Source organism: Blautia faecis (genome assembly GCF_020554845.1).
Lineage (GTDB): Bacteria > Bacillota > Clostridia > Lachnospirales > Lachnospiraceae > Blautia_A > Blautia_A faecis.
This window is the reverse complement of record NZ_JAJCIA010000028.1, coordinates 19236-36914: the sequence shown is the minus strand read 5'-3', so window position 1 is coordinate 36914 and position 17679 is coordinate 19236. Positions and strand designations below refer to the sequence as shown.

Below are 17679 nucleotides of genomic sequence, written 5' to 3'. Positions count from 1 at the left end.
TCAAAGGTAATTTGGAATTTCATAATGAGGAGGACCAATATGCAAATTGCAGTTTATGGAAAGGGAGGGATTGGGAAATCCACAATAAGTGCGAATCTGACCGCAGCCTTAGCAGTCTGCAACAGTAAAGTACTTCAAATAGGATGTGATCCCAAGCACGACTCAACCCGTCTTCTACACCATGGGCAAAAAATCACAACTATCCTCGATTATCTTCTAAACACTCCTGAAGATGAACAAAACCTGGCAGATGTATTAATACCAGGTTTTCTTGACACTGGTTGCATAGAAGCAGGCGGTCCCAGACCAGGAATGGGCTGTGCAGGCCGGGGAATTCTGACTGCATTTGATTTTTTAAACAAATACCACGCCATAGAAAAATATGACCAGGTCATATATGATGTATTAGGAGATGTTGTCTGTGGCGGTTTTGCGGTTCCTGTCCGCAAACAATATGCCGATGCAGTAGTTCTTGTAACAAGTGGGGAATCTATGTCTATTTATGCTGCAAATAACATTCTGTGCGGAATAAAGAATCTTAATCCCCAGGGCAGACAGATTGCCGGGATCATCTATAACAGCCGCGGAGTCGGTGATGATCGCAAATATGTAGAAGACTTTACCAATGCTGTCAATCTTCCAATTCTTGCAGAAATTCCCAGAAGTAATCTTTTTACCCAGGCAGAAAAAGAAGCAATGACTCTGGTTGAAAAATCCCCCAAAAGTGCCGAAGCTAATATTTTTCTGGAGCTTGCACAAAAATTACAAACGCAGCCTGTTCTTTATGCCGCTGCCCCTTTATCTGAAGAGCAGATGGAGCTTTTTATGCGTGGGGAAAGACTATCCCACACTACCACTACAATTTCCAAACATACATCTGCTCCCGTGATTACTGCTGTTCCCGCACAACCTTCTGCCACGAAAAAGAGAGCTTTATCTGATCCTTTTAGCAGAGTTCCGCTATATGGCTGTGCTTATCGTGGTGCTATCGATCTGGCGGTTCATATCAAAGATGCCGCAATTCTCGGACATGCTCCCAAAAGCTGCACCTGGTATGCCATTAACGGTTTTACCAGCTACGGACGAAGAGGATTGTATGAACGCGGAATCCTTTACCCGGCCTTTGTTCCAAGACAGTTTGAGAATACTGATATCACCATAAACGAAGCCGTATACGGTGGTGTAGAACAGACACGGCGTAAAGCTTTTCAAATGGTGAAACGCGGAATCCGCAATATTATCACTGTCACTTCCTGTATTCCAGGCATGAGTGGCGATGACCTGGTTCCACTTCAAAAAGAATTAAAAAGTCTTGGTGTCGATATGTATATTATTCATACTGACGGAATCGAAGCCGGTGACTATAACGAAGGAATGGCACTTTGCTACAAAACGCTTGCTCTTCAAGCTGTTGATCCGAACGTAAAGCCAGAACCTGATTGCATCAATCTTGTCTATGAACATACAATTTCTTCTCAGACAGATCGTACTTTTATGAATCTGCAGGAAATATTTAAAAGAATAGGAATCCGAATCAACTGTCGCTTTATCTGCGCAGAATCAATGGAGAACATCCATAATTTTTTAAAAGCGCCTTATTCGATCATGGCACGCTATGATAAACTAGGACATGAACTGCAAAAAATATTTGAAGAAAAATATGGTTGCCGTTTTCTTTGCAACGAGCTTCCCAGGGGATTTTCCCAAACAGCCTCCTGGCTTCGCAAAATAGGAAAACTTTATGGAAAAGAAAAAGAAACAGAACAGGTAATTTTAGAAAACCGCATTCAATACACCCAAACTATTAACAACCTCAAACTTTTGTATAAAGGGAAAAAAGTGATTTTATTCTTAAAGAACAATAGCATTGATTGGATTCTTGAATTGGCTCATGATCTGGATTTGGATGTATTGGATTCTATCCTTATCGGAAGTAAAGAAGACAGCGTTGCAGATTGGAAGCATCAATTCTCAGCGGACTGGGAAAATGCACAAAATACATTATTTACTTCTATTGCAAAACAAAAGCCAGATCTTATTATCCTGAATGATTTTATGGGACAGGCTTTCATACTTGATGAAATCTGCACCGTAAATCTTGCACGGGATATCAGCACAGGTTTCTTTACTGGAACAGATTGTGCTGCAAAATGGATCCGTTTATTTGAAAACACTTTGGAAGGACGATGGAAAAATGACAAATCATTATTTGAGAAACGCTGTCCCTGATCACATTGCGGGTGTTATCTCTGCATGCGAAGGGATCCAAAACAACCTGGTTCTCCTAAATGGTCCTATTGGCTGTAAAACCTACTATACCTTTAGTGGTGTTGATTCTTTGATTCGAAGATCCAATCTATGGACTCTTGGTGATGAGCTTCGACTGGAAGATGCTATGGATGACCGGTTGCTTCGCAGCCAGTTTTGCATCGGCAGTCCTCGCATACCAGCTACCAATCTCCGCTATTCTGATTATATTTTCGGGACCGCCGAACAACTTCATCGCGCATTAAACGATCTGTTTTCAGAAAGAAGTTATGACTTATTCACAGTAATCCAGACTCCCGGTACTTCTCTCCTCGGCGAAGCACTGGAGCCGGAACTGGATGCCATCAGCAAAGAATTTGGAATTCCACACCTTTTTATCGAATCCCCTGGCTTATCAGAAAATTCTATGATCGGATACGACGAAGCAACCGTTCGCCTGATGGAATTGTTATGTGATAAACCTTGCACCAATAAAAAAGCCTCCAAAATTCCATCTATTAACCTTTTTGGTTTTGATGCACATGAGAAATTCCCGGAAGGCGGTTTAAAGGAAATCACCAAATTACTGAAGCTTTGCGGAATCTCTGTTCATGTAGCAGCTGGTATGAATTGTCCCATAACTGATTTTCGTACAATTGCTCAGGCAGACGCCAATATTATACTCTGCCCGGAGCGTTGTAAAAAAACAGCCGAATATCTCCGCAGCCATTTTCCCATACCAGTTTACGAGACCGGAGGAATGCCAATCGGTTTTGACCTCACCGAAGAATTTGTCCGGGGGATTTCCTCTTTGCTCGGAACAAATTGTGAACCTGCATTAGATTATATTGAAGAAAGCCGTTCGCGCGCTTTCTATTTCATTGCACATAATATGGGAAATAAAGGCTTCCCAAAGGATCTTCGCTATGCCGCGGAAGGCGAACCATCCGTTCTAAGAGGATATGTGGATTATCTTTCCGGTTATTTAGGCATTAAGCCCAAAGTCATCCATCCACTTTATTTACAATGCCACACGGAAAATCTGATTCAGGAAAAGCTTCATGAGCTTCATTGTGAAGACGCACTGGAACAGGATATTGCCTCTGTAAATAATGTTATCCTTCTTGCTGGTGCAAACACAATCGTAGAATTGAACACTTACAGCGACAACATTTTTGGCATTGAAACTGCCAATCCAGGTTCCGGATATATCCATGTCATTCCCAAAACTTACGTTGGATGTACAGGTGCTCTATATCTTCTGGAACAAATCTTAAATGGTACAAAACTGCTTCGAGCATGGAATTAACTTTATTCCACCTCAAAAAAGCTGCCTGGCATCTACCAGACAGCTTTTGCTGCTCAGAGCAGTATTTTATTTCATAAATTGAAAACAGGCAACCTTATGTCCTGGCTCAATCTCCTGCAAAAGAGGCAGTTCTTCTTTACATTTCTCCCTGCACCAGTTGCAGCGCCCGGCAAAAGCACAGCCCTTTTGCACTTCAAGAGGACTTGGAGGCTCTCCCTTTGCAGCTGCAATTTTCTCATTCTGATCGCAATATACATCAAAAACAGAACCAAGCAGCATTTTCGTATATGGATGTACTGCTTTTGCAGCAAGCGTCTCACTCTCCAGAATTTCCACAATTCTTCCCAGATACATAACTGCGATTCTCTGACTTACACTCCTTACCAGTGCCAGGTCATGCCCAATAAACAGACAGCTGATCTGCTTTTCTTCCACCAGCTTTACCAGCAGCTTCGCAATCTGGTTCTGTATGGAAACATCCAGTGCACCTGTCGCTTCATCACAGATCAGTAGTTTAGGCTGAATAGAAATGGCCCTGGCAATAGCCACACGCTGCAGCTGACCACCCGAAAGCTCATGTGGATAACGATTCACAAAATCTTCCGGAAGACCTACTTCCAGAAGCAGTTTGCGCGCTTCCTTAAGACCATTTTCTTTACTGATCCCATCAAAGTTTCTCCTGGATTCCATAAGATAAGTGCCAACTTTCATTCTTGGACTGAATGAACTTAAAGGATCCTGGAAAACCATCTGAATGTTTCGGCGGAAACGTCTTTTTTCACTGCCCTTCAGGTTCATGTAAGCTTCCCCTTCCAGCAGTACTTCTCCACCCGAAACAGGTATGATACCGGCAATCATTCTCGCCACTGTACTTTTCCCGCATCCACTTTCACCCACAATCCCTAGGCATTCACCTTTTTTGAGGGAAAAACTAACATCACTTACTGCATATAATTTTTCTTTTTTCACTGGAAATGTCTTATTCAGATTTTTAACTTCCAGGAGAATCGTATCATTTTGCAAATCGTTTTCCCTCCAGCCTTGGCACTGCCGCCAGAAGTTTTTTGGTGTATTCGTGCTTCGGATGAAAGATCACATCATCTCTTTTTCCAAATTCCACCAGCTCACCCTTGCACATCACACCGATCTTATCTGAAATGTAAGAAGCAACCCCCATGTTATGTGTCACAAGAATAATTGCAGTTTCATACTGCTCCCGAAGCTTCTTCATTTCTCGTACCACTTCTGCCTGAATTGTCACATCCAATGCAGAAGTAGGCTCATCTGCAAGAAGAAGTCTTGGTCTTGCAGTCATTGACATTGCAATTCCAACACGCTGTTTCATCCCGCCGGAAAGTTCAAAAGGATAAGATACCATTACACGTTCCGGATCTGTCAGATGCATTTTTGCCAGCATTTCTTTTTCCAGTGACCGACAGTCAGCCTTTGCCATTTTCCTGTGCGCCAGAATAGATTCCCGATATTGAGACTCTACAATCCGTATGGGATCCAATGATGCTCCAACATCCTGAAAGATCATTGCAATTTCCGTTCCCCGGAGCTTTTGTAAAGACGTCTCATCTAATTCCAAAATATTTTTTCCCTGAAATAAGATTTTCCCCTCTGTCACTGTCCCGCCAGGAGATAAAATTCCGAGAATAGCACGAATTAAAGTTGTTTTTCCACTTCCACTTTCACCTACGATACTGACGATTTCCTGCTCTCCTACAGAAAGAGAAACATGCTCTACTGCCGCTTCCTGCTCCTGATAGCGAATCGTACAGTTCTCAATATTCAGAATATCCATAATTATTCAGCTAATGTCCACTTGTTTGTTACAAGATAATAGTCAATTGGGAATACTGTTACATTCTCAAGTTTACTGTTTACAAGAGTCACGTTATCATTTGCATACATCCAGATTGCCGGGGCATCATCTGCCAGGATCTGCTGGGCTTCTACAAATGCGCTTACACGGTCCTCCTGAGTAAATGCAGCATCCAGTTTATCCAGAACAGACTGGAATTCATCACTGTGATATCCGCTGTAATTGTCACTTCCTCCATCAGACCAGCGGTTCATAAGATATTTCTGACCATCACCAGCATTTACAGTCTGCCAGTTTGGAGATACCAGCATATCGAAATCACCAGAAGCACGTTTGTCACTTACATTCTCCAGCATTTCAATCTGTACATCAACTCCGATCTGCTTCCACATATCCTGTAAAGTCTCACTTACTGCTGTTGAAGAACCATTGGCAATAGAAATTGTAAGGGACAGATTCTCTCCATCCTTATCCACAATTCCATCTCCGTCAGAATCGCTGTAGCCTGCTGCCTCAAGGCATTCTTTTGCCTTATCCAGATCATAAACCTGTCCGTTTACATCTTCAGAATCGTATCCTACAGATGGCGGGAATGCTGTGCTGATTGGAGAAGAATAACCATTTCCTGCTACCTGTGCTACAACATCACGATCTACTGCATAGGACAGTGCAAGACGAAGGTTCTTATCAGAAAGGGGATTTCCCTCGCGGCAGTTTAATTCGAAATCATTCTCTCTTGTTCCGGTTACTTTTACAATGTTGATATCGTCATTATTTTCCACACGATTAAGAGCTGTTGCATCCGGTCCCTGTGCAAGGTCAATATCTCCGGAAAGCATTGCATCTACCTTTGTATCACTTCCGATATTCTTTACAGTAATGCTCTTGATTTCCGGTGCTCCATCCCAGTAGTTCTCATTTGCCACAAGCTCAATCTTCTCTTCAGATACATACTCAGACACTGCATAAGGTCCTGTACAGATTGGCATAGTATCATAATTGCTTGTATCAGCTGTGGTGTCTACAATAACTGTCATCGGCTCTGTAAGCTGTGAAACAAAAGCACTGTATGCACCATCTGTAGTAAATACTACATTCTCTCCATCTACTTCGATGTTTGCAATTTTAAGATCTCCTCCACGAGAGTTATTATCAATAGATCTCTGGATAGAATCCTTTACGATCTCTGGTGTCAGCTCGGTACCATTGCTGAATTTTACTCCCTGGCGGATATGAAAACGATAAGTTGTATCATCAACCTGCTCCCACTCATCAGCTAACTGTCCTACAATTTCCATATTTTCATTTACAGTCACAAGAGTTTCTCCTACACCACAGCGTGTAAGATTCCATCCGCACCAGTCTGTTGCAGGATCCATGCCTTCGATGTAGGTGAAAAGTGCCAGATTAATGTGACTGTCATTTTCGGCTGCAAATGTAGTAACACCGCTTCCTATTACGCTGCATGCCATAATTCCTGCAAACAATAAAGATACTAACCGTTTTCTCATTTTTTATTTCTCCTCCTGTTGTTAAACTATAATCTATGTTCAACTCTTTATTTTAAAGAGTAAACATTATTAATTTTTTCTTTTCGGATTCATCAGATCCTGAACACTGTCTCCAAGTAAATTAAATATGATTACATTTATTAAAATAACAATACCAGGTGCCATAAGCATCCAGGGTGCCGAATACATATAGTCTTTTCCCTCAGACAGCATATATCCCCACTCCGGTGTAGGTGGCTGGGAACCAAGCCCCAGCAGGGAAAGACCTGCAATGGTCAAAAGTTTACTTCCAATATCCTGCGTAATATTTACTAACAGCGAAGGCATGACATTTGGAATAATATAACCTGTCATAATCCGGAAATTATTAGCGCCTCCCAGTCTTGCCTGCTCTATATATGTATTATTTTTTATGGAAAGCACTAATGACCGGCTAATTCTTGCATAATAAGTCCATCCTGTTATGGTCATTGCCAAAATCAGATTTGGAAGTCCTGTACCAAGAAAGCTTACAAGTGCAATTGTAAAAATGGAACCAGGAAAGGCCATCAGCATGTCAGATAAACGCATTAAAACAGCATCAAAAGCGCCTCCCCAGAAGCCTGCTATTGTCCCGATAAGAATTCCTACAACGGAAATGATCGCTGTCACAACAAATGCGATCAAAAGTGATGTTTTTCCTCCGTAAAGAATTCTCGAAAACATATCCCTTCCCATCTGATCAGTTCCCATGAGATACTGTTTGCATGGCGCTTTCAGAAGGTCTGTATAGTGTGTTTCCAACGGATCATAAGGTGCAAATTTTCCCGCGAACAATGCAAATAATAAGAAAAGCACTGCAAATGCCATTATAATCACAAAACGAATCCATAATTTTTTCTTACTCTTCATGTTGCAGGGCTCCTCTTCTAATTCTTGGATCAAGCCACTGGTAAGATATATCTACCAAAAGATTCACCAGTACATAAATACATCCCATCCACATAACATATCCCTGGATCAGCTGGTAATCTCTGCCGGAAATCGCAGCCACTGCTGCGCTGCCGATTCCATTCCAGCTAAAGACCGTTTCAACGATCATTGTTCCACCAAGTAATCCTCCAAATGACATGCCGAGCATTGTCACTACAGTAAGCAGGGAATTTGGCAGCACATGAAAGAAAATTGTACGAAACCTTCCAATTCCCCTTGCTTGACAGCCATTTATATATTCCTCATTCATCTGCTCGACCATTACCGCCCTGATCCGTCTTATGTAGTACGCACTCATGCTTAACGAAAGTGTTACAGACGGCATGATCAGACTTTTAAAAGAATCTGATCCCCCCACAGGCAGCCAGTGCATCTTAACTGCAAAAAAATAGATCATCATCATACCAACCCAGAAGCTAGGCAGTGAAATTCCAATAAAAGACATAAACCGAATAATATAATCAGCCTTTTTATCCTTATATACTGCTGATAAAATTCCTAACGGAAAAGAAATTAATATCATCAGAATAAACGATGCAACTGCCAGTTTAACCGTATTGGGGAGTTTTCTTCCTAATACCTGAGAAACGGGCTGTGCATATTTTACCGACATTCCGAAATCGCCATGTAACGCACCCTTCAGCCAGTTCACATACTGCTCTCCAAAAGATTTGTCTAATCCGTATTTTTCTTCAATCTTTGCGATTACCTCCCGGTCATGACCTGCACCCATAGATTCTGCCAGCTGTTCAGCTGGATTTGACGGCAAAATATATGTAAGTCCAAAGGTCATCAGAGACAGCCCAAACAAAATAATCACAAGTGAAATCAGTCGTTTTATAATCTCTCTTTTCACTTTTTCAGCCTTTCTGTGCTACAATACAAAAACTCATCGGTAAAGGGCTGCCAGCTATTTCCACCTGTATTTTATGAAATCCTGTTTCTACAAGTTTATTAAAATCCCAGGCAGGTCGATCTACCTGACTCATTGGCAATTTCTTTGCAATTTCATCCATAATGGAAAAATCTACATTTTCTTTATTATGTCGCGCATGGCACCCTTGTTCTTCTTTTTCATGTCCCCGCTGAAACTCATCATAGGCTTTCTGATACTTATCACTAAAAAAACGGCGATAATAATTTCCATCTTCCAGAATTAGAATTCCATCTTTTTTTAGAACCCTGTACGCTTCCTCATAAGCTTTATCTGCATGCTCCAGGTTCCAGAATACGTTTCTTGATACCACTGCGTCGAAGGAATTATCAGCAAATTCTAAGCTTTGCACATCCATCTGATGAAGTTCTGCTTTAAGTCCTTCTGTCTCCAGATTTCTTCTGACTTCTTCCAGCATTTTTGTGCTATAATCTACCGCAGTCACCTGAAATCCCATCGAAGCAAGCAAAGTGGTAAAAAAGCCAGCGCCACACCCATCATCTAATACATGGCATCCCGTTTTAAGAGAATTTTTGAAAATATTTTCCCATCTCTCTCCAGGTTCTGTTTTTCTTTCTTCCATACTGGCATCTGAAAATCCTCCAGCTCTCATATCCCAATATGACTGAATATTCTTTAACAATTCTGCCATTTGTGTTTATCCTTTCCAATAGCATAAACTTCTGCCAAATCAGGGAATTCATGTAATAAAAGCGTGAAAAAGCCGCTGCTAACGCAGCGGCTTAATGACATAATAATCCTGTTATATAAAACCAACCCCTATACCGTGCCCCGCAGCAAAAGTTCTTCATTCTGGCCGGTATTCTGGCTCCAGTGTCATCATAATGCTTTCCCTTCCCGATAAAAATTCAGTGGTTTCGAAAGCTTACTCAACTGTTACAGCTACGGCATAGCACAGGATTTTCACCTGTTTCCCGTTTGACCTGCTAGAATTTATTTTAATTTCCACCAGGCACCAAAATGGTCGTTTTATTCAATTCTCAACACAACATCGAAAAGTATAATACAGCATTTCCTGTTTGTCAATCAGAATGTATCAGGCCTCTATATCCTCAATATCCTCTCCATCCGGTACCGGCCAGATATTGATACAGTTCGGGGTCTCGATCTTACGTGGTTTGCCCTTCATCATAATGATGTTCTTCTCGTAGTCAACCTTGAAGGTTGTAATGCTGTTGCTGGAGTGGTTGGCAACGGCAATGTGCTGATTATCCGGGAAAATAACAAGGTCTTTCGGATAATCACCACTTACAGGAAGAACAAATTTACGATCCAGAAGACCAGTCTCACCATCTACCTCAAACATACCTACTGTATTCTCACCTGCTGTAGTGCAGAATAAATGCTTGCCATCCGGTGCAAGAGCAAGACCTGATGCGGCATTATGAGATACGCTTCCGTCTTCCTTCTTCGCAAGGGTGGAAACACTTTGAAGCAGCTCAAACTCCGGAGTATCACCCTCTCCATTGTAGCTGTACACTTTAATCTCATTGCTCAGCTCAAACAGAACATATGCATAACGTCCATCTGCGCTGAAACGGATAATACGCGGTCCGCTCTCTCTCGGGCAGCGGACAATATCAACAAGCTCCAGCTTATCTGTGCGCTTATTGATCCGGTAAACCTTGATCTGGTCAATTCCATTATCTACTGCGCAGAGATATTTATTATCCGGAGTAGGACGTACACAGTTTACGTGAGGACGGAAGTTACGCTCTGCAACACTTCCAAGACCAGTGTGGAAAACACCGTCCATAACACTTCCAAGACGTCCATCCTTATGAGTGTGTACAACGGTTACCTTTCCATCGTGATAACCTGCTACGTAAAGATATTTGCCATCTACGTCTGTAGCAAGGAAACAACCTCTCATGCCATCAATATCCACGCTGTTGATACGTGCCAAATCGCCATTATGATCACGCTTGAATACCGCAACGCCCTCATCCTCGATAGAATAAAGGTATTTTCCATTCTTGGATACCGCAGTATAAGACGCATTACTTACTTCCACTTCACTTCTCTCTGTGAGAGTACCTTCTTCCAGGTTCACGTCATAAACCTGAATTCCCTTGCTGGTTCCGTGAGTATAGGTTCCTACATAAGCCACATATTTCTTACCCATTTGTCTAGCCTCCTACAGTCTCTTTCTGGAAACCGTCCGTTCACGCTGTTCTTCCGATCTTTTTTACAGCGTAGCGGGTCACTGTGCAGCTCTGAATATTACTGCATTCTCTATATCAGTAAATCCTCTGCCACGGTTCATTTATTACAGCCGCATTTTATTACAGCAACTCGTATTCTGGTTTCTTTTATGTAATTGTGTCTAAATTATACCACACACATTTTCAAAGAACAAGCTTTACTGCATCCAGAGTTTCCATAATAATTTCATCTGTATGAGCCGCTGACAGGAACATGGCTTCAAACTGGGACGGAGCCATATGAATTCCCATATTCAGCATTTTTTTGAAATATTCTGCAAATGCCACTGTGTCAGAAGATTTTGCAGAAACATAATCGACAACAGGCTGTCCCGTAAAGAACAGGCTTCCAAGAGAGCCCACATAATTCATCTGGTAATTCAGACCTTTTTCTTTCACGATTTTTCCCATTCCACCGTAGAGAAGCTCTCCCTTTTTCTCCAGTTCCGTGTAAATTTCCTGATGGTCATACAAATATTTCAGCTGGGTAAGCCCGGCAGCCATAGCTACCGGATTTCCGCTTAAAGTACCTGCCTGATATACTTTTCCTGCCGGAGCAACCAATTCCATCACATCTCTTCTTCCGCCATATGCACCTACCGGCATTCCGGCACCAATGATTTTTCCATAAGTAACCAGATCCGGTGTTACACCAAAATACTGTGCTGCGCCGCCAAATGCAAGTCGGAATCCGGTAATCACCTCATCAAAAATAAGAAGGGCATGGTATTGGTCGCAAAGAGCGCGAAGTCCCTGCAGAAATCCTTCCCTTGGCGGAACTACACCCATGTTGGCTCCAACTGCTTCCACGATCACTGCTGCCACCTGGCCATCTGCCTGCTGAAAAAGAGTCTCCACACTGCCAAGATCGTTGTAAGCTGCCAGCATAGTATCCTCTGTACAGCCTTTTGGAACACCGGCACTGTCCGGCACACCACTTGTCATCACACCGGAACCTGCGCTTACCAGCATGGCATCACTGTGTCCATGATAGCAGCCTGCAAATTTGATGATCTTATTTTTCCCCGTATAACCTCTTGCCACACGGATTGCACTCATAACAGCCTCTGTACCAGAATTGACCATTCGGATCATATCCACATGCGAGATTCTGTCACAGATAAATTCAGCCATTTCCACTTCAATCTCTGTAGCGCATCCAAAACTCAGGCCTTTTTCACATGCCTTCAGAACGCTTTCCCGTATTGCAGGAAAATTGTGTCCCAGGATCATTGGTCCCCAGGAATCTATGTAATCAATATAACGATTGCCATCTACATCATAAATATAGCAGCCATCTGCACGTTCAATAAATCTCGGTGCTTCTCCAATAGCGCCATATGCACGCACCGGACTGTTTACACCGCCAGGGATTCTTTTTACCGCTCTCTCAAAAAGCTTCTCAGACTTTGTCATTATCCGATTCTCCCTTCCTCCATCATTTTTGCAATTTCTTCTGCAAAATAGGTGATATAAATCTGTGCACCTGCACGATAAGCTCCCACCGCCATTTCTCCAACGATCCGCTCTTCATCGATCCAGCCCATCTTTGCTGCAGCCTTCACCATGGCATACTCACCGCTTACACTATAGGCAGCTACCGGAACATTCACAGCCTTGGAGATCTCAGATACCATATCAAGATAGGACATGGCAGGCTTCACCATAATAATATCAGCGCCTTCTTCAATATCCATAAGAGCTTCTTTCATTCCCTCTCTTCTGTTGTGGAAATCCATCTGATAGCTCTTGCGGTCTCCAAAAGCAGGAGCACTTCCGGCTGCATCGCGGAATGGGCCATAGAACGCAGAAGCGTATTTTACTGCATAAGACATGATTGGAATATTGGTATAACCGCCCAGATCCAGTTCTTTACGGATGGCAGCCACACGTCCGTCCATCATATCGGAAGGCGCGATCATATCAGAGCCAGCCTGCGCATGAGACAGAGCTGTTTTTGCCAGAAGCTCCAATGTCTTGTCATTGTCAACATCATGGCCGCAAAGAACGCCGCAGTGACCGTGGGAAGTATATTCACACATGCACACATCTGTCACATAATACATCTCTGGAAATCTGCTCTTTGCTTCCCGAAGTGCCTTCTGTACAATACCATCCTGAGCGTAAGCGCCGCTTCCGACTTCATCCTTATGATCCGGGATTCCAAAAAGCATAATGCTGTTTACTCCTGCTTTTTCCAACTGCTCCAGCTTATAGGGAAGACGGTCCAGGCTGTAACGGTACTGCCCTTCCATGGAAGGGATCTCTTCCTGGATTCCATTTCCTTCCATTACAAACAGCGGATAGATAAGAGAAGATTTGTCCATTCTGGTCTCTCTCACCATTTTACGCAAATTCGCACCGCCCCTTAATCTTCTAGGTCTCTTAATCAGTTCCATTTTTCTTCTCTCCTCTTCAGTGTCTCAACCAGTTCGATCAGACTGTCGATGGTTGCTTTTTCTGACATATATGTCTGCATTCCATAAGAATCCGCCGCTGCACGAGTCTGTTTTCCAATGCATGCAGCACGAACCCTGGAATAATCAAGTCCTTTGGTGCTCTCCACAAAGCCTTTCACTGTGGAAGCACTGGTAAATACAGCCAGGTCAATAGTGCCCTCTTCAAATTCTTTCTTCTCATTAATAAGAGGACTGCTTACATATCCAGTCTCATAGGTCGGAACATCATCCACCTGTGCACCTGTTTTTTTCAGTTCTTCTGCCAGTTCCTTGTTTCCAAGGGAGGCTCTTGGAATCAGAATCTTTTCTGTTCCATTTAAAAGAGCGCCAAGCTCTTTTCCAAGGGTATTTCCATCATAAACAGAAGGCATGAAATCCGGATAGATTCCTCTTTCCAGAAATTTCTTCTTTGTGCCCTCACCGATCACCGCGATTTTTGCATTTCCAAGAGAACGCAGGTCGATCTTCTTTTTCTCCATTTGCCTGAAGAAAACTTCCACGCCTGCAGGACTTGTAAATACCAGCCAGTCATAGCTGCGGATATGAGAAAAGGCCTGGTACAGTCTGCTCTGATCCTCCAGAGGGATAATACTGATGGATGGAAGTTCCAGTACTTCTGCACCTTTCTCCCGAAGAAGGGCCGCAGTTCTGGAAATATTCTCCTTTGGCCGGGTGACAAGGATCTTCCAGCCTGCCAGAGGTAATTTCTCATACCAGGCAAAATCATCTGCCAGAGTGCAGACCTTTCCTACCACAATAATGGCCGGTGTCTGGATCTTCGCCTGATCAGCCGCAGCTTTCAGGGTACCAACAGTAGCTACCACTCGTTTCTGGCCTGCTGTGGTTCCTTTGGACAAAACAGCGGCAGGCATATCCGGTTCCATACCAGCTTTCATAAGGCCATTGCAGATATCCTCCATGGCAGTGATTCCCATAAGAAAAACAAGAGTTCCCTTTGTATGCACCAGTGCCCCAAAATCAATGTCGTACTCCATACCCTTGCGTTTATGTCCGGTGATAACATGGACAGAGGAACAGAAATCCCGGTGTGTCACAGGAATCCCATTGTATGCAGGTACGGAAATCGGGGAGGTCACACCAGGAACTATTTCATAAGGAATACCCTCCTTTGTAAGAAGCTCCAGTTCCTCTCCTCCTCGTCCAAAAAGGAAAGGATCGCCGCCTTTCAGGCGTACTACCCGGTTGCCCTTTTTTGCCTCATCCGCAAGAACCTGGTTGATCTTCTCCTGGGACATGGTATGGTGGCCGGCTCGTTTTCCCACGTTAATCAATTTTGCAGAAGCAGGAATTCTGGTCAGGATTCCCTGTCCTACCAGGCTGTCATAAACAACCACATCTGCCTGTTCCAGCACCTGGGCACCTTTCATTGTAAAAAGTCCCACATCTCCAGGGCCAGCTCCCACCAGCCAGACTTTTCCCGGTTCTTTTTTGTTGTCTTCCTGCAAGCCGGACTCTTTGTATTCCACTTTGCAGCGCTCCTGCAGTTCTTTTGCAAGAGAAGTTCCCAGTTTTTCTGCATCTGAAGGATTTCCGGTTTTATATCCTTTCAGGTAATGTCCGGTTTCTTCCTCGTAATAAAGGCCGGTAAGTTTCAACTGACCATCTTTGATTTCTCCATAGGCTGCCACAGGAGAAGTACAGCCTCCGTTTAAATATTTCACAAAGGCACGCTCCGCTGCTGCCGCCTGGTGTGCCTGCAGATCGTCATATCCTTCCAGATATTCATAATCCAGCCCTTTTCTTCCCTGGACAGCCAGGATTCCCTGACCTGCTGCCGGAACCATTTCTTCTGTATCAAAATACCGGCTGATTCTTTTTTCAAGTCCCAGACGCTTCAACCCTGCGGCTGCAAGAACTAACCCAGCATAATCTCCGTTATCCAGCTTCTCCAGTCTTGTCTGAAGATTTCCACGAATGCTTTTCACATTCATATCCGGATAAATTTCTTTCAGCTGCAGTTTTCTTCGAAGACTGGAACATCCGATGGGTTTGGATGGATCCAAAGTATAGCAGCCTTCTGGAAGAACCAGTACATCCCTTGCATCTTCACGTCTGGAAAAAGCAAGTATGGGAAGTTCCTCTGAGATTTCCATTGGCATATCTTTCAGACTATGAACCGACAACTGGCTTCTTCCTTCCAGAAGCGCCCGGTCCAGTTCTTTTACAAACAGACCTTTTCCTCCGATTTTATCAAGCGTACGGTCCAGAATTTTATCACCTGTGGTCTTCATGGTAAGAATTTCCACATCTGTTTCCGGGTGCTTGCAGACAATATAGTCCCTCACCATCTGGCTTTGCAGTACGGCAAGCTTGCTTTCCCTGCTTCCGATCACAACTTTTTTATTCATAACTATCCTCATCTTTTTCCAGTTCTTCCAGAAGTGCCTGCATTTTTTCTCTTACTGCCTTAGCCTTTTTGTGATTGACACCGCTGGCCGTGATTCCCACTACAATATCATCCTTCAGGCAAATTCCAGGAAAGTAAAAATCGCACAAATTCTTATCACTTGCAACATTTACATAAATTCCCTCTTCTTTACAGATACGGTAAATTTCTTCATTTAACTCAGTGTTATTCGTAACAGCCAGCACCATATAAGCCATAGAGAAATCTGATTTTTTCACAGGGCGGGGCTGGATCTGAATTTTTCCCAGCTTGCCCAGTTCCCAGAGATCTGCTGTCATCTTCGGCGCAATTACTGTAATATTCCTGGTAAATAATAATAATGCTTTCACTCTTCTTGTGGCAATGGTTCCCCCACCCACTACCACAATATTCTTATCCGATAGATCCACATACAGTGGGAAATAGCGCTTATTTTTCATATGTTTTCTCCAGTCCTGCTACACATTCCAAAAATGCTTTCTCATTCACACTGTCTCTCAATGCAAACAGCATTTTATTTACAACCTTCCCCATTGCAGTATCCACTGCATTTATCAACTTCTCTTTTTCCTGCTCATCCATCTGTGTGTTTTTCAATGGCTTCATGATCCGCAGGTTAAAATCATTCACTGCATTCTCTTTGATTTCCTGAATTCTTGGTATCAGTTCCTTACCATCTAACCATTTAAAAAATTCATCCATCTGATCTCTCACGATCAGTCCTGCCGCCTCAAGATTTTCCTGAAGCTCAGCCGGAGTTTCTTCCATGCGGAAGCTATCCATATCAAACAAGGTTATCCCTTCGAATTTTCCAAGCTCCGGTTCAATATCCCTTGGAACTGCCAGATCAATGAGAACAATACTTTTTTCCAGTTCCAGATTTTCAAACAGTTCCTCACGCAAAGTAAAATTCGGACTTGCCGTAGCACTGACTACAAGATCACACTTAGGCAGATAGTCCATTCTTTCGCCATAATTAATTCGTTTACATCCAAATGGAATATTCACCATTCCGCTGCGATACTGACGCACGGTTACAGTCACATCTGCACCGGCTTCCATAAGAGCCTGGGCTGCAACCTTTCCCATTTCTCCATTTCCGATCACCATGCAGACCTTATCCTGTACGCAATAGCCCTGTCTGTCAAGCATTTCTATCGCCTGATGGATCACAGACGGATTCCCATGAGAAAATGGCACCTCAGTTTTAATCTTTTTTCCTGCTGTTACAGCCATTCGGAAAAGCACTTCAAGGGCTCCATCTGTTGTAAAATGCTCTCTGGCAATTCCCAGTGCATCTTTTACCTGAGTAAGAATCTGATCTTCTCCAAGTATCTGGGATTTTAGACCGGATGCAAGGTAAAACAGATGTTCCACAGCAGCATGGCCTTCACGCTTTGTAAAATATATCTCGTACTGATCATCATTAATATTTTTCAGTTTACAAAGCTCTTTATATAAAGAAAGCTCTGCCTCATCATCCACACTTGCCCATACCTCCAGGCGATTGCATGTAGAAAGAATAATACAGCCGTCTATTCCCCGCTGTTCCTTTAATTTTTCCATAGCCTCCCCTGCATTTTTTCTGGTAAATGCAAACAAGGCTCGTATATCTACGGGAGCCATACTATGGTCTATTCCAATCATAGAAATACTCATCTTATGTAATTCTCCTTAAATATCATTTTCTGCCACCGCTCATTTTACTAATTCCTGCGTATATTGTCAATAAAGCCAGGCAAAACACAGCAATAAAAAAGCTTCCAGACAGACTATTTTCCACAATC

Annotated in this window: 14 protein-coding genes, 1 pseudogene and 1 riboswitch; of the genes and pseudogenes, 2 read left to right on the top strand and 13 right to left on the bottom strand. The window is 43.1% G+C overall.

Going from position 1 to position 17679, the window contains the following annotated elements; translation table 11 throughout:
- The first annotated feature begins 39 nt into the window (after positions 1 to 39).
- Positions 40 to 2229, top strand: a complete 2190-nt coding sequence (locus LIZ66_RS13370) for a nitrogenase component 1 (RefSeq protein ID WP_226838103.1) — start codon at positions 40 to 42, stop codon at positions 2227 to 2229.
- The gene (locus LIZ66_RS13365; protein ID WP_173772430.1) at positions 2195 to 3556 is read left to right on the top strand and encodes a nitrogenase component 1; all 1362 of its coding nucleotides are present in this window, start codon (positions 2195 to 2197) and stop codon (positions 3554 to 3556) included. Before LIZ66_RS13370 ends, LIZ66_RS13365 begins: the two co-directional genes overlap by 35 nt.
- Positions 3557 to 3622: 66 nt before the next feature.
- Here the strand turns inward: LIZ66_RS13365 and LIZ66_RS13360 are convergent, their stop codons facing one another.
- From LIZ66_RS13360 to hemA, 13 genes and pseudogenes are all read right to left on the bottom strand, one after another.
- A complete protein-coding gene (locus LIZ66_RS13360) occupies positions 3623 to 4579 on the bottom strand; it encodes an ABC transporter ATP-binding protein (protein WP_195478235.1) in 957 nt (318 codons plus the stop codon).
- Positions 4569 to 5363, bottom strand: coding sequence for an ABC transporter ATP-binding protein (locus tag LIZ66_RS13355; protein ID WP_227200786.1), 795 nt, complete (start codon positions 5361 to 5363; stop codon positions 4569 to 4571). The genes LIZ66_RS13360 and LIZ66_RS13355 overlap by 11 nt, the downstream gene beginning before the upstream one ends.
- A 2-nt stretch (positions 5364 to 5365) precedes the next feature.
- Positions 5366 to 6895 carry an ABC transporter substrate-binding protein gene (locus LIZ66_RS13350; RefSeq protein WP_173774240.1) on the bottom strand — a complete coding sequence of 510 codons (1530 nt, stop codon included), beginning with the start codon at positions 6893 to 6895 and terminating at the stop codon, positions 5366 to 5368.
- A 69-nt stretch (positions 6896 to 6964) separates the two neighbouring features.
- Entirely contained in the window at positions 6965 to 7786 is an 822-nt protein-coding gene (gene nikC, locus LIZ66_RS13345) for a nickel transporter permease (protein WP_195478236.1), read from the bottom strand.
- Positions 7776 to 8723: a nickel ABC transporter permease gene (gene nikB / locus LIZ66_RS18800; protein WP_118579991.1), complete on the bottom strand. Its 948-nt coding sequence runs from the start codon at positions 8721 to 8723 to the stop codon at positions 7776 to 7778. The genes nikC and nikB overlap by 11 nt, the downstream gene beginning before the upstream one ends.
- Before the next feature lie 4 nt (positions 8724 to 8727).
- Positions 8728 to 9453, bottom strand: a complete 726-nt coding sequence (locus tag LIZ66_RS13335) for a class I SAM-dependent methyltransferase (RefSeq protein ID WP_118579988.1) — start codon at positions 9451 to 9453, stop codon at positions 8728 to 8730.
- Between the two features lie 146 nt (positions 9454 to 9599).
- A riboswitch (cobalamin riboswitch) is annotated at positions 9600 to 9797 on the bottom strand.
- 61 nt (positions 9798 to 9858) lie between these two features.
- Positions 9859 to 10947: a lactonase family protein gene (locus tag LIZ66_RS13330; protein ID WP_118579985.1), complete on the bottom strand. Its 1089-nt coding sequence runs from the start codon at positions 10945 to 10947 to the stop codon at positions 9859 to 9861.
- A gap of 223 nt (positions 10948 to 11170) precedes the next feature.
- Positions 11171 to 12442: a glutamate-1-semialdehyde 2,1-aminomutase gene (hemL, locus tag LIZ66_RS13325; protein ID WP_195983036.1), complete on the bottom strand. Its 1272-nt coding sequence runs from the start codon at positions 12440 to 12442 to the stop codon at positions 11171 to 11173.
- Positions 12442 to 13425, bottom strand: a complete 984-nt coding sequence (gene hemB, locus LIZ66_RS13320; RefSeq protein ID WP_148462844.1) for a porphobilinogen synthase — start codon at positions 13423 to 13425, stop codon at positions 12442 to 12444. The genes hemL and hemB overlap by 1 nt, the downstream gene beginning before the upstream one ends.
- Positions 13416 to 14951 (bottom strand): uroporphyrinogen-III C-methyltransferase, encoded by a 1536-nt coding sequence (cobA, locus tag LIZ66_RS19460; RefSeq protein ID WP_264467170.1) that lies wholly within the window; start codon positions 14949 to 14951, stop codon positions 13416 to 13418. The genes hemB and cobA overlap by 10 nt, the downstream gene beginning before the upstream one ends.
- 39 nt (positions 14952 to 14990) lie before the next feature.
- A pseudogene (hemC, locus tag LIZ66_RS19455) lies at positions 14991 to 15854 on the bottom strand (hydroxymethylbilane synthase); the annotation flags it as partial.
- Positions 15847 to 16332 (bottom strand): precorrin-2 dehydrogenase/sirohydrochlorin ferrochelatase family protein, encoded by a 486-nt coding sequence (locus tag LIZ66_RS13305; RefSeq protein ID WP_173717535.1) that lies wholly within the window; start codon positions 16330 to 16332, stop codon positions 15847 to 15849. The gene LIZ66_RS13305 and the pseudogene hemC, both read right to left, overlap by 8 nt.
- Positions 16322 to 17551, bottom strand: coding sequence for a glutamyl-tRNA reductase (gene hemA, locus LIZ66_RS13300; protein ID WP_226815458.1), 1230 nt, complete (start codon positions 17549 to 17551; stop codon positions 16322 to 16324). The genes LIZ66_RS13305 and hemA overlap by 11 nt, the downstream gene beginning before the upstream one ends.
- Positions 17552 to 17679: the final 128 nt, after the last annotated feature.

Excerpts from the sequence above, each read along its gene's own strand:
- LIZ66_RS13370 (WP_226838103.1), top strand. The coding sequence starts at position 40 with ATGCAAATTGCAGTTTATGGAAAGGGAGGGATTGGGAAATCCACAATA.
- LIZ66_RS13365 (WP_173772430.1), top strand. The coding sequence starts at position 2,195 with ATGACAAATCATTATTTGAGAAACGCTGTCCCTGATCACATTGCGGGT.
- LIZ66_RS13355 (WP_227200786.1), bottom strand. The coding sequence starts at position 5,363 with ATGGATATTCTGAATATTGAGAACTGTACGATTCGCTATCAGGAGCAG.
- LIZ66_RS13350 (WP_173774240.1), bottom strand. The coding sequence starts at position 6,895 with ATGAGAAAACGGTTAGTATCTTTATTGTTTGCAGGAATTATGGCATGC.
- nikC (WP_195478236.1), bottom strand. The coding sequence starts at position 7,786 with ATGAAGAGTAAGAAAAAATTATGGATTCGTTTTGTGATTATAATGGCA.
- LIZ66_RS13335 (WP_118579988.1), bottom strand. The coding sequence starts at position 9,453 with ATGGCAGAATTGTTAAAGAATATTCAGTCATATTGGGATATGAGAGCT.
- LIZ66_RS13330 (WP_118579985.1), bottom strand. The coding sequence starts at position 10,947 with ATGGGTAAGAAATATGTGGCTTATGTAGGAACCTATACTCACGGAACC.
- hemL (WP_195983036.1), bottom strand. The coding sequence starts at position 12,442 with ATGACAAAGTCTGAGAAGCTTTTTGAGAGAGCGGTAAAAAGAATCCCT.
- hemB (WP_148462844.1), bottom strand. The coding sequence starts at position 13,425 with ATGGAACTGATTAAGAGACCTAGAAGATTAAGGGGCGGTGCGAATTTG.
- LIZ66_RS13305 (WP_173717535.1), bottom strand. The coding sequence starts at position 16,332 with ATGAAAAATAAGCGCTATTTCCCACTGTATGTGGATCTATCGGATAAG.
- hemA (WP_226815458.1), bottom strand. The coding sequence starts at position 17,551 with ATGAGTATTTCTATGATTGGAATAGACCATAGTATGGCTCCCGTAGAT.